This window comes from Variovorax sp. SG517, from assembly GCF_013376045.1.
Taxonomy (GTDB): Bacteria; Pseudomonadota; Gammaproteobacteria; order Burkholderiales; family Burkholderiaceae_C; genus Variovorax.
On the sequence record NZ_JABMJG010000010.1, the window covers coordinates 120,017 to 134,520 of the forward strand.

The following is a 14,504-nucleotide window of genomic DNA, read 5'->3' on the forward strand; positions in this document are numbered from 1 at the left end:
TCCACGGTGTTTCCCGCGAAGTCAGTCAGTCGGCTGTCACCGGGATTGCGCGAGAATTTGAGCCTCACCTGATCGTCCACCGCTTCGGAGCCTGACCGCCCATGACCGACCCCGTCCTCAACATCCCCCCGCGCGACAAGGCCGAGATTCTGGCCCAGGCGCTGCCGTACATCCGCAAGTTCCACGGCAAGACCATCGTCATCAAGTACGGCGGCAACGCCATGACCGACCCGGCGCTGCAGGCCGACTTCGCCGAAGACGTGGTGCTGCTCAAGCTGGTGGGCATGAACCCGGTGGTGGTGCACGGCGGCGGCCCGCAGATCGAAGCGGCGCTCAACCGCCTGGGCAAGAAGGGCAGCTTCATCCAGGGCATGCGCGTGACCGACGCCGAGACCATGGAAGTCGTCGAATGGGTGCTGGCCGGCGAGGTGCAGCAGGACATCGTGGGCCTGATCAACCAGGCCGGCGGCAAGGCCGTGGGCCTCACGGGTCGCGACGGCGGCCTGATCCGCGCGCAGAAGCTCAAGATGGCCGACCGCAACGACCCCAACCTGCACCACGACGTGGGCCAGGTCGGCGACATCGTCTCCATCGACCCCAGCGTGGTCAAGGCGCTGCAGGACGACGCCTTCATCCCGGTGGTCAGCCCCATCGGCTTCGGCGAGGAGAACGAGAGCTACAACATCAACGCCGACGTCGTCGCAGGCAAGCTCGCCACCGTGCTCAAGGCCGAGAAGCTGATGCTGCTGACCAACACGCCCGGCGTGCTCGACAAGGACGGCAAGCTGCTCACCAACCTGAGCGCCCGCGAGATCGACGACCTGTTCGCCGACGGCACCATCTCCGGTGGCATGCTGCCGAAGATCGAAGGCGCGCTCGACGCGGCCAAGAGCGGCGTGAACGCGGTGCACATCATCGACGGCCGCGTGCCGCACGCGATGCTGCTGGAGATCCTGACCGACCAGGCCTACGGGACGATGATCCGCGCCCGTTGAGCCCGGCGTGGGCGCGTGCTCACTGCGCTGTGCGAGAATCAATTGATTACATCTTTGCACGCGCTCCCATGCAGAACGAAGAGACGACCAGTGCTTCCGGCGTAGAGACTCCTGCGGAAACGACCACTCCCCCGGCGCGCAAGCGGCCGAAGCCGGGCGAGCGGCGCGTGCAGATCCTGCAGGCGCTCGCCTCCATGCTGGAGCAGCCAGGTGCCGAGCGGGTCACCACTGCCGCGCTGGCCGCGCGGCTCGAAGTGAGCGAGGCCGCGCTCTATCGCCATTTCGCGAGCAAGGCCCAGATGTTCGAGGGCCTGATCGACTTCATCGAGCAGAGCGTCTTCACGCTGGTCAACCAGATCCTGGAGCGCGAGGGCGCCACCGGCGCCCAGCAGGCCGCCCGCATCCTCACGCTGCTCGTGCAGTTCGCCGAGCGCAACCCCGGCATGACCCGCGTCATGGTGGGCGACGCGCTGGTCTACGAGAACGAGCGCCTGCAGCAGCGCATGAACCAGTTCTTCGACAAGATCGAATCCACGCTGCGCCAGGTGCTTCGCGGGGCCGCCGCGGCCGACGGCTCGGCCACGCCCAGCGTCGATGCGCAGGTGCGCGCAGCGGCGCTCACCGCCTTCGTGGTGGGGCAGCTGCAGCGCTTCGCGCGCTCGGGCTTCCGCCGCGCGCCTTCAGAGCATCTCGAAGCGACGATCGCGCTGATCGTCTGAGGGTACCCCGCGCAGGGTACTGACCGGCTCGCCTCGCGCCTTCCGGCGGCGTAGCATCGTCCACAGGCCCTTGCCGCCGGACCCGGCGGCAAGCCGGTGTTTGCGCGGTTTCCTTCGCGGAGGGCGGAAGCATGAGCCATGGCACGGTCGGTCCGGTGGAGCCCCGCCTGTCGCGGGTGTCCGCGCATGCCTGATGCGGCGCGCGGCCATGGCTGGCAGACCGTCCTGCTCACCACGGCCGCCATGCTCGCGTTCGCTGCCAATTCCCTGCTGTGCCGGCTCGCGCTTCAGCGCAGGGGCATCGATCCGGCGAGCTTCGGCAGTGTCAGGCTCGTGGCCGGGGCGCTCGTGCTGGGGCTCATCGTGCGGTTCAGGGCGCAGCCTCCGGCTTCTCCTGCCCGCGTCGACTGGCTGGCGGCCGTCATGCTGTTCGGCTACGTCGCCTTCTTCTCCTTCGCCTATCTCAGCCTGCCGGCGGGCACCGGCGCGCTAATCCTGTTCGGCGCGGTCCAGCTGACGATGTTCAGCGTGGGCCTGCGCTCCGGCGGCGAGCGCTTCGGGGCGCTTGCCTGGTTCGGCTTCGTGCTTGCGGCGGGCGGGCTGGTTTATCTCGTTTTCCCGGGCGTCGCCGCGCCGCCGCTTCTGGGCGCGGTGCTGATGGCCGTCGCGGGCGTTGCCTGGGGCGTGTATTCCCTGCGCGGCCGTGGCGTGGCCGATCCGCTGGCCGCCACGGCGCGCAACTTCACGCGAGCCGTGCCGTTCGCCCTGGCGCTCAGTGCGGTGTTCGCGGCCAGCGCTCGCGCGGATACGGTCGGCATCGCGCTGGCCGTGATTTCCGGCGCGCTGACTTCGGGCCTCGGCTATGCCGTCTGGTACGCGGCGCTGGGCCGCCTGACCGCGATGCGCGCGGCCACCGTGCAGCTGTCGGTGCCGCTGTTGGCGGCGTTCGGCGGCGTGCTGTTCCTGTCGGAGGCGATCACGCCACGGCTGGCCGTGGCTTCCGTTGCGATCCTGGGCGGCATCGCGCTCGTGCTCGGACAGAAGGCGCGAAGCGCCCGTCCGTAGGCTGGATGGCAGGCTAGGGGCTACGACACCTGCACGCCCACCTTCGCCCCGGCCGCGACGATCTCGCTCCAGGTCGCATCGTCCACCCAGATCCCGTCCTTGCGCCGCGCCGCGCGCGCCTTGCGCTCCGGCTCGCCCGCGATCTGCACTTCTTCGAAGCCCTGCCCGGGCGGGCTCTGCCGCAGCCAGCCGAGGAACTCGCGGGCCTCCTCGTCGAAGGACTTCTGCGTGCCCAGCTTCGCCGGGTCGATCAGCACCGTGAGCATGCCGTTGAGCACCGTGCGTGCCGTGTCCGCCTGCCGATGCCACGTGCCGCCGCCGGTGAGCGCGCCGCCCAGCAGCTCGCAGGCCACCGCCATGCCATAGCCCTTGTGCTCGCCGAAGGTCATGAGCGCGCCGAAGAGGCCGTTGCCCTGCGGTACCACGACCACGCCCGGGTCGTTGGTGGGCGCGCCGTTCTCGTCGATCAGATAGCCGTCGGGCACGCGCTCGCCCTTGTTGTGGGCCACGCGCATCTTTCCCTGCGCCACGCGGCTGGTCGCGTAGTCGAGCACGAAGGGCTCCGCGCCCGAAAGCGGAATGCCGATGCAGCACGGATTGGTGCCGAAGCGCCCGTCGCCGCCGCCCCAGGGCGCGACCACCGGCCGCGAGAGCACGTTGACGAAGTGCATCGACACCAGCCCCTGCGCCGTCGCCATCTCCGCGAAGTGCCCGATGCGGCCCAGGTGGTGCGCATGCGCGAGCGTGAAGATGCAGCTGCCGTGCTGCTTCGCGCGCGCGATGCCCAGCTCCATCGCCTGCACGCCGACGATCTGGCCGTAGCCGTGCTGGCCGTCCAGGCCCATCAGCGTGCCGATGTCGAGGTTCACGCGCACCGCGGCGTTCGGCTTCAGCCCGCCTTCGGCCACCGCGTCGACGTACCGCGGCAGCATGCCCACGCCGTGCGAGTCGTGCCCGCTCAGGTTGGCCAGCACCAGGTTGGCCGCCACCTGCTGTGCCTCGGCGGGCGAGCTGCCTGCGGCTTCGAGGATGCGGGCGACCGTGGCCTGCAGGTGGTCGGCCTTGAGCGTATGGGACATGGATCAGGCTCCTTTCGCGTTCAGCGTGATTGCATAGAGCGACGTGGTCGCGCAGATGAAGAGGCGGTTGCGCTTCGGACCGCCGAAGCAGACGTTGGCCACGCGCTCGGGCAGCAGGATCTTGCCCAGCAGCGTGCCGTCGGGGTGATAGGCGTGCACGCCGTCGAGCGCGCTGGTCCAGATGCGGCCTTCGGTGTCGAGGCGGAAGCCGTCGAACAGGCCGCTGGTGCATTCGGCGAAGACCTCGCCGCCGCTCAGGCTGCGCCCGTCGGCGCCCACCTTGAACCTGCGGATGTGCCGCGGACCATCGGGCGCATGGCTCGCGCCCGTGTCGGCGATGTACAGCAGCGACTCGTCGGGCGAGAAGGCCAGTCCGTTGGGCTTCACGAAATCGTCGGCCATCAGCTCGACCTCGCCGCGTTGCGGATCGATGCGGTAGACATGGCACGCGCCGATCTCGCTCTCGGCCTTCAGGCCTTCGTAGTCGGAGAGGATGCCGTAGCTCGGGTCTGTGAACCACACGGCGCCGTCCGAGTGCACCACCACGTCATTGGGCGAGTTGAGCCGCTTGCCGTTCCAGTGCGAGGCCAGCACGGTGATCGTGCCGTCATGCTCGGTGCGCGTCACTCGCCGCGTGAGGTGCTCGCAGCTCACCAGCCGACCTTCGCGGTCGACCGTGTTGCCGTTGGTGTTGTCCGATGGCTCGCGGAAAGTGCCCACCGTGCCGTTGAACTCGTCGAAGCGCAGCATGCGGTTGTTCGGAATGTCCGACCACACCAGCGTGCGGTGCGCCGCGAACCACGCGGGGCCCTCGCACCAGCGCGCGCCGGTCCACAAGCGCTGCACGCGCTCGGGGCCGGGGATGCAGCCCTTGAAGCGCGGGTCAAGCTGCTCGAAGCCGGTGCCTTCGAGAAAGCCGAAGGGAAGAGTTGCCATGCCGTTCCTCGTCGTCGATGGGTTCAGTCGGTCACATCACCGCGCCGACCTGCCACGGCACGAACTCGTTCTGGCCGTAGCCGTGCTGTTCGCTCTTCGACTGCGCGCCCGATGCGGTCGCGAGCACCAGCTCGAAGATGCGCTGGCCCATCTCCTGGATCGTCGCCGTGCCGTCCACGATCTCGCCGCAGTTGATGTCCATGTCCTCCTCCTGCCGCTGCCAAAGCGCCGAGTTGGTCGCGAGCTTGAGCGAAGGCGAGGGCGCGCAGCCATAGGCCGAGCCGCGCCCGGTGGTGAAGCAGATCAGGTTGGCGCCGCCGGCCACCTGGCCGGTGGCGCTCACCGGGTCGTAGCCGGGCGTATCCATGTAGACGAAGCCGTGCGCGGTGACGGGCTCGGCGTATTCGTACACCGCCTCGAGGTTGCTGGTGCCGCCCTTGGCGACCGCGCCCAGCGACTTCTCGAGGATGGTGGTGAGCCCGCCCGCCTTGTTGCCCGGCGAGGGGTTGTTGTTCATTTCGCCCTCGTTGATGGCGGTGTAGTGCTCCCACCACTTGATGCGGTCCACCAGCTTCTGGCCGACTTCGCGCTTCACCGCGCGGCGCGTGAGCAGGTGCTCGGCGCCGTACACCTCGGGCGTTTCGCTGAGGATGGCCGTGCCGCCGTGCGCCACCAGCAGGTCGACCGCCGCGCCCAGCGCCGGGTTGGCGCTGATGCCCGAGTAGCCGTCGGAACCGCCGCACTGCAGCCCGATCGTGATGTGCGCCGCGCTGCAGGGCTCGCGCTTCACCGCGTTGGCGCGCGGCAGCATCTCGTTGATGAGCGCCACGCCCTTCTCGACCGTCTTGCGCGTGCCGCCCGTGTCCTGGATGTTGAAGGTGCGGAAGTTCTCGCCCTCGGCCAGGTGGCCGGTCGCGAGCCAGGCGTTGATCTGGTTGGCCTCGCAGCCCAGGCCCACCACCAGCACGCCCGCGAAGTTCGCATGCGTGGCATAGCCCGTGAGCGTGCGCTCCAGGATCTGCATGCCCAGGCCCTGAGTGTCCATGCCGCAGCCGGTGCCGTGCGTGAGCGCGATCACGCCGTCCACGTTGGGGAAGGCGGCCAGCGCCTGCGGGTTGGTCTTGCGCGAGAAGTGGTCGGCAATGGCGCGCGCGGCCGTGGCCGAGCAGTTCACGCTGGTCAGCACGCCGATGTAGTTGCGCGTGGCCACGCGGCCGTCGGCGCGCTTGATGCCCATGAAGGTGGCTTCGCGCTTGGCGGGCGCGGGCTTCACGTCGGCGCCGAAGGCGTAGTCGCGTTCGAAGTCTCCCTTGTCGGGGCCCATGTCGAGGTTCTGCGTGTGCACGTGCTCCCCGGCGGCGATGGGGCGGCTCGCGAAGCCGATGATCTGGTTGTAGCGGCGCACCGGCTCGCCCTGCGCGATGTCGCGCATCGCGATCTTGTGGCCCGGCGGTATCAGTCCGCGCACGGCCACGCCTTCGACGACGGCGCCGCCGAGCAGCTGTGAGCGCGCGATGACGACGTCGTCGGCGGGGTGGAGGCGGATGTAGGGCGTCATCGTGGGGTTCTTCTCGTGTTCAGGAGGCTGGATTCAGGAAGCCTTTGTGCGGCGCCAGCTCGCGCTGAACCGCTGGTGGAACTTGTCCATGTGTTCGTGCATGGCGCTGCGCGCGGCAGCCGGGTCGCGCGCGGCGATGGCGTCGAGGATCAGTTCGTGCTCGCCGATGGCCGCCTGCCACGACTCCATCGTCTCGAAGTAATCGATCATGCGGGCGAAGATGGCCCCGTGGCGCGACTCCCAGAAGCCCTGCACCGTCTCGGTCAGAACCACGTTGTCGCAGGCGTTGACGATGGCCAGGTGGAAGGCGCGGTCGCCCTCGTGCGGCACCTCGCCGCCCGCGGCCAGCTCGCGCATCATGCGGATCGCGCGGCGCATGGCGTCCACGTCCTTGCGCTTGCCGTGCTGGGCCGCGGTGGCGGCTGTCTCGCCTTCCACCATGCGGCGCGCGCGGATGATCTCCAGCGGCCCCCATTCGATGCCCGCCGCGCCGTTGGCCGGCGGCGGCGTGCGCTGCGAGCGGTCGAGCACGTAGACGCCCGAGCCGGTGCGCACCTCGACCCAGCCCTCCACCTCCAGCGCGATCAGCGCCTCGCGCACCGACGGCCGGCTCACGCCCAGCTGCCGGGCCAGGTCGCGCTCGGCGGGAATGCGCGCGCCCACCGCGAATTCGCCCTTGCCGATGAGCTCGCGCAGCTGTTCGGCGATCTGGCGGTACAGGCGCTGGGGTTCGAGGGTCTGGATCGGCACGGGTCGGGCGGAGGCGGGGAAGGAAAGGCGGACAGGGTTAAGGGTTGTCCTGAATTGGCCAAGTGGTAAGGCCAATTCAGAATACGCCATATCGCCCGCACCATCATCGGGCCTAACCCGAGGACGCGGCCCCAGGAGACGACCCAATTGAACCAGCTCGACTTCAATGGCCGCCACGCGGTCGTCACCGGCGGCGCCACGGGGCTGGGCTTCGGCATCGCGCAGCGGCTGATCGCCTCGGGCGGCAGCGTCACGCTGTGGGATCGCGACGAGGAAGCAGCCGCGAAGGCCGCCGAATCGCTGGGCGCCAGGGCCTTCGCGCTGAAGGTCGACGTGTCGCAGCACGCCTCGGTCACCCAGGCCATCGCCGCCACGCTGGCGCATGCGCCGCGCATCGACGCACTGGTCAACAGCGCCGGCATCACCGGCCCCAACACGAAGCTTTGGGACTACCCGGTGGACGCCTGGCGCGAGGTGATGGAGGTCAACATCAACGGCGTGTTCCTGTGCTGCCGCGAGGTGGTCGCGCAGATGCGCAGGCAGGGGCGGAGCAGCGAAGGCGGCGGCTACGGCCGCATCGTCAACATCGCCTCCGTGGCCGGCAAGGAGGGCAACCCCAACGCCAGTGCCTACAGCGCGAGCAAGGCGGCCGTCATCGGCCTGACCAAGTCGCTCGGCAAGGAGCTGGCCGACACCGGCATCCGCGTGAACTGCGTAACGCCCGCGGCGGTGAAGACGGCCATCTTCGATCAGATGACGCCCGAGCACATCGCCTTCATGCTCTCGAAGATCCCCATGGGCCACTTCGGCACGGTGGAAGAGGTGGCCGCGATGGTCGGCTGGCTCTGCACGGAAGACTGCTCTTTCTCCACCGGCGCCGTGTTCGACCTCTCGGGCGGCCGCTCGACATACTGACCGGGCGGGCCCTCTCATCCCACACACTTCCGAATTCCAACGCACTGAAAGGAAAGCATGAAACTCGTCCGCTACGGCAACCCCGGCAAGGAAAAGCCCGGCCTCATCGATGACAACGGCCAGCTGCGCGACCTGAGCGCCATCGTCAAGGACATCGGCCCAGAGCAGCTCGGCGACGCCGCGCTCGCCAAGCTGCGCAAGCAGAAGATCGACAAGCTGCCGCTGGTCAAGGGCAAGCCGCGCTTCGGCTGCCCGGTGGCGAACGTGGGCAAGTTCATCGCCATCGGCCTGAACTATGCGGACCACGCCGCCGAATCCGGCCTGCCGGTGCCCAAGGAGCCCGTGGTGTTCACCAAGGCCAACAGCTGCATCCAGGGCCCGAACGACCCGGTGATGCTGCCCAAGGGCTCGGTCAAGACCGACTGGGAAGTCGAGCTCGGCGTGGTCATCGGCACCCGCGCGCGCTACGTTCCGCAGAAGAGCGCGCTCGACTACGTGGCCGGCTACTGCACCATCAACGACATCAGCGAACGCGAATACCAGATCGAGCGCGGCGGCACCTGGGACAAGGGCAAGGGCTGCGACACCTTCGGCCCCATCGGCCCCTGGCTGGTGACGCGCGACGACGTGCCCAACCCGCAGAAGCTGGCAATGTGGCTCGACCTGAACGGCAAGCGCGTGCAGACCGGCAGCACCAAGACCATGATCTTCACCGTGGCCAAGATCGTGAGCTACGTGAGCCAGTTCATGACGCTGATGCCGGGCGACATCATCACCACCGGCACGCCCCCGGGCGTGGGTATGGGCATGAAGCCGCCGCTCTTCCTGAAGAAGGGCGACGTGATGACGCTGGGCATCGAGGGCCTGGGCGACCAGCGCCAGGAAGTGATTCCCTTCAAGCTCTGAGGCCCGCAGCCTCTTTTCACGAAAGGCGCCTCTGGCGCCTTTTTTTGCGGTTTTAAATGTCCCATTGACAGAACATTGAAACTGCAAAAACATCAAAGGCATGTCGCAGATGCCTTTGCCGAAATACCACCAGATCTATCTGGTGCTGCGTGAGCAGCTGCACGAAGGCCGCTTTGCGGAAGGCCTTCCCGGCGAACTGGCGCTGATGGGGCAGTTCAACGTGGCGCGCGTCACCGTGCGCCGCGCACTCGAGCAACTGGCTTCCGAAGGGCTCATCGAACGCAATCCCGGGCGCCGCACGCGCGCGGTGCCGCCGGCCGGCGGCGAAGGCCCGGGCAACAGAAGCATGGAGCGCGCCAACCTGCGCGGCCTGCTCGAGAACCTGGTCACCATGGGCCTGCACACCTCGGTCAAGGTGATCGAGGTGGCCACCATCACGGCATCCACGCAAGTGGCCGAGGCGCTGCAGCTGCAGCTCGGCGACGCGGTGCAGAAGGCGGTTCGCGTGCGCTCCACCAAGGAAGGGCCGCTCTCGCACATCACGACCTATGTGCCCGACACCATCGCGCGCCGCTTCGGCCGCCGCGAGCTGTCGAAGAAGCCCATCTTGGTGCTGCTGGAGGAATCGGGCGTGAAGGTAGGGCGCGCCCACCAGACCATTTCCGCCCGGCTGGCCGACAACGTGCTCGCGCAGCACCTCGATGTCTCCGTCGGCTCGGCCCTGCTCGCGGTGCGCCGCCTGATCTACGACGAGGACGAGCGGCCCGTGCAGTGGCTGCACGGCTTCTACCGCCCCGACCGCTACACCTATGAAATGCAGCTCTCCCGCGTGGGCAGCATCGACGCGAAGGTGTGGGTCAGCAAGGACGTGTCAGCCCAGTTCAACTGAAGAGAAAAAGGAAAGCCCCATGCAGAACCGCCGCAGTTTCGTGTCCCGCTCGGCCGCGCTGGCCACCGCCGTCGCCTTCCCACTCGTGGCCGGCGCGCAGCCCAAGACCGTCAAGGTGGGCGTGCTGCACCCGGTCACCGGCGCGCTGGCCTATTCGGGCCAGCAGTGCCGCCTGGGCGCGCTCATGGCCATCGAGGACATCAACGCGGCGGGCGGCATCAGGTCGCTCGGCGGCGCGAAGCTCGAGGCCCTGCTGGGCGACGCGCAGTCGCAGCCGCAGGCCGGCGCGGCCGAGGTCGAGAAGATGAACGAGGCCGGCGTGTCGGCCATCGTGGGCGCCTTCGCTTCCGCCATCTGCCTGGCCACCACGCAGGCCGCGGCCAAGTACAACCTGCCGCACGTGGTCGACGTGGGCGTGGCCGACCAGATCGTCGAGCGCGGCCTGAAGAACACCTTCCGCTTCGGGCCCGGCTACAAGAAGTCGACCGAGGTGGCCATGGCCAACCTGCTGGTGCTCAACAAGGCCGCGGGCAGCCCCGCCAAGACGGTGATGATCATCCACGAGGAGTCGCTGTTCGGCGCGGGCACCGCGCAGCTGCTGTCGCGCGAGCTGCCGGGCTACGGCTTCGAGGTGAAGGAGGTGGTGAAGCACGCCAACCCCACCCGCGACTTCAACAACATCGTGCTGCGCATGAAGTCGGTCAACCCCGACATCGTGATTCCCGCCAACTACTACAACGAGTACGCGCTGCTGGTGCGCACCATGCAGCAGCAGAAGGTGGTGCCCAAGGCGATCTTCTCGGTGCTGGGCGGCGCGGCGTCGAGCTACAAGTTCGTGAAGGAATTTCCGGAAGCGGCCAACGGCATCATCGACTGCAACCACTGGTTCAACCCGAAGGACAAGCGCTCGCAGGAGCTGCGCAAGCGCGTGGAGGCCAAGGGCCAGTTCTTCAGCTACGAGGTGTTCATGACCTACACCTCGATGTGGCTGCTGGCCGATGCCATCGAGCGCGCGAAGTCCGCCGAGCGCGCGGCCATCATCGACGCGCTGGAGAAGAGCACCTTCTCCAACCACATCATGCCGTACGGCCCCACCCGGTTCGTCAACGGCCAGAACGAAGGCGCGCAGCCGCTCATGACGCAGGTGGTGAAGAACGACATCAAGGTCATCATCCCGCGCGACTACCGCGAGACCGACCCGGTCTTCCCGCTGAAGGCCTGACGCCGGGCCGAGACGAGGCACCACCCATGAAGCGCTTCGACGGATTCCGGACACGCCCGGAGTCCGGTGGAGCGGCACGCCCACGCAAGACGTACAGCCAGGAAAGCGACCCAGCCGCCGCCAGCCAATGCCAGACATCACCATACTTTTCCCGTCGGTCCTGAACGGCCTCACGACCGGCGCCGTGTACGCGCTGATCGCGGTCGGGCTCACGCTGATCTACGGCGTGCTGCACATCATCAACTTCGCGCACGGTGCGAGCCTGATGCTGGCGCTCTACGCGGTGTACTTCCTGAAGGAGCGCTGGGGCATCGATCCCTACCTGGCGCTGCCCATCGCCGTTGCGGGCATGTTCGCGCTCGGCTATGCGCTGCAGCGCGTGGTCATCAACCGAGCGGGCCATGGCAAGGACGAGAACATCCTGCTGGCCACGCTCGGCATCGCCATCGTCATGGAGAACCTGGCGCTGCTGTTCTTCAAGTCCGACACGCGCAGCATCGACACTGCCTACTCGCTGAGCACCGTGGCCATCGGCCCCGCGATGATCGCCGTGCCCAAGCTCGTCGCCTTCGCCGGCGCGCTGGCGGTGTCGGGCATCCTGTTCTGGATCATGGGCCGCACCGACCTGGGCCGCGCCATCCGCGCGGTGGCCAAGGAGAAAGAGGGCGCCAAGCTCATGGGCATCGACGTCGACCACGTCTACGCGATGAGCTTCGGCATCGGCCTCGCATGCCTGGGCGCCGCGGCCTGCTTCCTGCTGCCCGCGTACTACGTCAACCCGCAGGTGGGCAGCGGCTTCGTTCTGGTGGCCTTCACGATCGTGGTGCTGGGCGGCATGGGCAGCTTCGTGGGGGCGCTCGTCGGCGGCTTCCTGATCGGCGTGGTCGAGTCGCTCGGCGGGCTTTATCTGGGCGAGTCGCTGGGGCAGATCGGGATCTTCGCGATCTTCATCGGCGTCGTGCTGTTCCGCCCGCAGGGCATGTTCGGAGCGAAAGCATGAGCGCGGGCATCAGGCAACTTGCGGGCATTGCGCTCTTCGCGGTCGTCATCGGCTGCGTGCCGTTCCTCACGCAGTCGGGCGTGATGCTCAACTTCGTGATGATGGCGCTCTATGCCACGCTCATCGCGCAGGCCTGGAACATCCTCGGCGGCTTCGGCGGGCAGTTCTCGTTCGGGCATGCGCTGTTCTTCGGCACGGGCGCCTACATCCAGGCCATCGCGCAGCTGCAGGGCGGCATCAACGCGTGGGTCGCGCTGCCGCTGGCCATTGCCGGCAGCGCGCTGGTGGGCCTGTTCGTCGGTGCGCTGACCTTCCGCTACGGGCTGAAGGGCTCCTACTTCGCGCTCGTCACGCTGGCCTTCGCGGAGGTGTTCCGCATCCTCGCGACCTCGGTGTCGTTCACCGGCGGCGGCGTGGGCCTCATGGTGCCGCTGCGCGAGTCGGTGGCGAACATGCAGTTTCCATCGCGCGCGGGCTACCTGTGGGTGGTGCTGGCGATGGTGGTCGTGGCGCTGCTGGTGACCTGGTGGCTGCGCAACGGCCGCTTCGGCGCCTACCTGCAGGCCGTGCGAGACAACGAGGATGCCGCGCGCGCCGTGGGCGTGAACCCTTTCCGCGTCAAGCTCGCGGCCATCGGCCTGTCGGCGGCCTTCATGGGCGCGGCAGGTGCCTTCTACGTGCAGGTGTTCCAGTACATCGACGCGGGCATCGCCTACGGCTCCGTCACCTCGGTCGAGGCGCTGGTCGCGGCCATCGTGGGCGGCATGGGCACGCTGTGGGGGCCGGTGCTGGGCGCGGCGGTGCTGCACCTGCTGTCGGACTTCACGCGCAACCTGTTCGGCGAGCTGCCGGGCATCAACATGGTCATCTACGGCACGGTGCTGGTGCTCATCGTGATCTTCCTGCCGCGCGGCGTGGCAGGGCTAGGGCTCTCGGTGCGGCAGCTGTGGAAGGCGAAGGGAGGCCGCGATGACTGAGCCCCTGCTGCAGCTCGACGGCATCTCCCGTTCCTTCGGCGGCCTGAAGGCCGTGCAGGGCGTGAGCCTGGCGGTGAAGGAGGGCAGCCTCACCGCGCTGATCGGCCCCAATGGCGCGGGCAAGACGACGCTGTTCGCGCTGATGTCGGGCTTCCTCAAGCCCGATGCCGGCACCGTGCGATTCGCCGGCCAGGACATCACCGGCCGCGAGCCGCACCGCAACGCGGTGCTCGGCATGACGCGCACCTTCCAGATCGTGAAGCCCTTCGCCGCGCAGACCGTGCGCGAGAACATCGCCGTGGGCGCGCACCTGCACGTGCGTAACCGCGCCCAGGCACTGGCCAGCGCAGAGGCCGTGGCGCTGCGCGTGGGCCTGGCGCCGCAGCTAGACAAGCCGGCTTCCGACCTCACCGTGGCCGGCCGCAAGCGGCTCGAATTCGCCCGCGCGCTTGCCACGCGGCCCCGCCTGCTGCTGCTCGACGAAGTGCTCGCAGGCCTCAACCCGCAGGAGATCGCCGATATGTTGCCGGTGGTGCGCGGCATCGCCGACAGCGGCGTGACCGTGCTGATGATCGAACACGTCATGCAGGCCGTCATGAACCTGGCCGAGCACGTGTGGGTGCTGGCGCAGGGCCGGCTGATCGCCGAGGGCAACCCGGCGCAGGTGACCTCCGACGAGCGCGTCGTCGAGGCCTACCTGGGCCACGGTACGGCGGCGCGCCTGCGCAAGGCCGCCGCGGGAGCTGTCGCATGAACCCCTTGCTCGAAATCCGGGGACTGCGCGGCGGCTACGGCCGCGTGGAAGTGCTGCGCGGCGTCGACCTGCAGGTCGATGCCGGCGAGATGGTCGCGCTGCTCGGCAGCAACGGTGCGGGCAAGTCGACGCTCAACAAGATGGTCTGCGGCCTCGTGCCCACCTGGGCCGGCAGCGTGCGCTTCGACGGGCGGGACCTCACCGGGGCGCACTACCGCGACGTGGTGAAGGCCGGCCTCATCCAGGTGCCCGAGGGCCGCAAGGTATTCCCCAACCTCAGCGTGCTCGAGAACCTCGAACTCGGCTCCTTCACCCGCGCCCGCGAGCGGCGCGCGGCCAACGTCGAGAAGATGTTCCACGTCTTCCCGCGCCTGCGCGAGCGCATGACGCAGCACGCCGGCACCATGAGCGGCGGCGAGCAGCAGATGCTGGCCATCGCGCGCGGGCTCATGGCCGAGCCGGTGCTGCTGATCCTCGACGAGCCTTCGCTCGGCCTTTCTCCGCTGCTGGTGGAGGAGATGTTCTCGCTGATCCGCGAGCTGCGCGACGGCGGCCTCGCGGTGCTGCTGGTGGAGCAGAACGTCGGCCAGTCGCTGGAGATCGCCGACCGCGCCTACGTGCTGGAGAACGGCAGCGTGCGCTTCTCGGGCAAGCCCGACGAGCTGCTGGACAGCGACGAACTGCGGCGCGCGTACCTGGGCCTCTGAAGCGCCGAAGAACAACGAGACAACAAGGAAAC

15 protein-coding genes are annotated in these 14,504 nt (G+C 68.4%); 11 read left to right on the top strand and 4 right to left on the bottom strand.

All coding sequences use genetic code 11. The annotated features are described in order from the left end of the window. The first annotated feature begins 101 nt into the window (after window positions 1-101). The 3 genes from argB (at window position 102) to FHT32_RS27305 (ending at window position 2,779) form a co-directional block, all read left to right on the top strand. The gene (gene argB, locus FHT32_RS27295) at window positions 102-995 is read left to right on the top strand and encodes an acetylglutamate kinase (RefSeq protein WP_093207312.1); all 894 of its coding nucleotides are present in this window, start codon (window positions 102-104) and stop codon (window positions 993-995) included. A gap of 68 nt (window positions 996-1,063) precedes the next feature. Beyond that, window positions 1,064-1,714, top strand: a complete 651-nt coding sequence (gene slmA, locus FHT32_RS27300) for a nucleoid occlusion factor SlmA (RefSeq protein WP_126021561.1) — start codon at window positions 1,064-1,066, stop codon at window positions 1,712-1,714. Window positions 1,715-1,900: 186 nt separating this feature from the next. Further along, on the top strand, window positions 1,901-2,779 hold the full coding sequence (locus FHT32_RS27305) for a DMT family transporter (RefSeq protein ID WP_176667705.1): 879 nt from the start codon (window positions 1,901-1,903) through the stop codon (window positions 2,777-2,779). A gap of 20 nt (window positions 2,780-2,799) precedes the next feature. On the opposite strand, the gene FHT32_RS27310 is transcribed toward FHT32_RS27305, so the two are convergent. From FHT32_RS27310 to FHT32_RS27325, 4 genes are read right to left on the bottom strand one after another with little or no spacing between them, the layout of a single operon-like run. Further along, the gene (locus tag FHT32_RS27310) at window positions 2,800-3,858 is read right to left on the bottom strand and encodes a malate/lactate/ureidoglycolate dehydrogenase (RefSeq protein ID WP_176667706.1); all 1,059 of its coding nucleotides are present in this window, start codon (window positions 3,856-3,858) and stop codon (window positions 2,800-2,802) included. Window positions 3,859-3,861: 3 nt separating this feature from the next. After that, window positions 3,862-4,794, bottom strand: a complete 933-nt coding sequence (locus FHT32_RS27315) for an SMP-30/gluconolactonase/LRE family protein (protein WP_176667707.1) — start codon at window positions 4,792-4,794, stop codon at window positions 3,862-3,864. A gap of 31 nt (window positions 4,795-4,825) precedes the next feature. Beyond that, on the bottom strand, window positions 4,826-6,352 hold the full coding sequence (locus tag FHT32_RS27320; protein ID WP_176667708.1) for a UxaA family hydrolase: 1,527 nt from the start codon (window positions 6,350-6,352) through the stop codon (window positions 4,826-4,828). Window positions 6,353-6,385: 33 nt separating this feature from the next. Next, window positions 6,386-7,102, bottom strand: coding sequence for a FadR/GntR family transcriptional regulator (locus FHT32_RS27325; protein WP_176667709.1), 717 nt, complete (start codon window positions 7,100-7,102; stop codon window positions 6,386-6,388). A gap of 147 nt (window positions 7,103-7,249) precedes the next feature. On the opposite strand from FHT32_RS27325, the gene FHT32_RS27330 reads away from it, so the two are divergent. The 8 genes from FHT32_RS27330 (at window position 7,250) to FHT32_RS27365 (ending at window position 14,472) form a co-directional block, all read left to right on the top strand. Then, on the top strand, window positions 7,250-8,017 hold the full coding sequence (locus tag FHT32_RS27330; protein WP_176667710.1) for an SDR family NAD(P)-dependent oxidoreductase: 768 nt from the start codon (window positions 7,250-7,252) through the stop codon (window positions 8,015-8,017). A 57-nt stretch (window positions 8,018-8,074) separates the two neighbouring features. Continuing rightward, a complete protein-coding gene (locus FHT32_RS27335; protein ID WP_176667711.1) occupies window positions 8,075-8,923 on the top strand; it encodes a fumarylacetoacetate hydrolase family protein in 849 nt (282 codons plus the stop codon). A 109-nt stretch (window positions 8,924-9,032) separates the two neighbouring features. Further along, window positions 9,033-9,812: a GntR family transcriptional regulator gene (locus FHT32_RS27340; protein ID WP_176667712.1), complete on the top strand. Its 780-nt coding sequence runs from the start codon at window positions 9,033-9,035 to the stop codon at window positions 9,810-9,812. Window positions 9,813-9,831: 19 nt separating this feature from the next. Next, the gene (locus tag FHT32_RS27345; protein ID WP_176667713.1) at window positions 9,832-11,034 is read left to right on the top strand and encodes an ABC transporter substrate-binding protein; all 1,203 of its coding nucleotides are present in this window, start codon (window positions 9,832-9,834) and stop codon (window positions 11,032-11,034) included. A 127-nt stretch (window positions 11,035-11,161) separates the two neighbouring features. Next, a complete protein-coding gene (locus FHT32_RS27350) occupies window positions 11,162-12,034 on the top strand; it encodes a branched-chain amino acid ABC transporter permease (RefSeq protein WP_019656876.1) in 873 nt (290 codons plus the stop codon). Continuing rightward, window positions 12,031-13,011, top strand: coding sequence for a branched-chain amino acid ABC transporter permease (locus FHT32_RS27355; protein ID WP_176667714.1), 981 nt, complete (start codon window positions 12,031-12,033; stop codon window positions 13,009-13,011). The genes FHT32_RS27350 and FHT32_RS27355 overlap by 4 nt, the downstream gene beginning before the upstream one ends. Further along, window positions 13,004-13,765 carry an ABC transporter ATP-binding protein gene (locus FHT32_RS27360; protein WP_176667715.1) on the top strand — a complete coding sequence of 254 codons (762 nt, stop codon included), beginning with the start codon at window positions 13,004-13,006 and terminating at the stop codon, window positions 13,763-13,765. Before FHT32_RS27355 ends, FHT32_RS27360 begins: the two co-directional genes overlap by 8 nt. After that, complete coding sequence (locus FHT32_RS27365) at window positions 13,762-14,472, top strand: ABC transporter ATP-binding protein (RefSeq protein ID WP_176667716.1); 711 nt, start codon at window positions 13,762-13,764, stop codon at window positions 14,470-14,472. Before FHT32_RS27360 ends, FHT32_RS27365 begins: the two co-directional genes overlap by 4 nt. The last annotated feature ends 32 nt before the right edge of the window (window positions 14,473-14,504 follow it).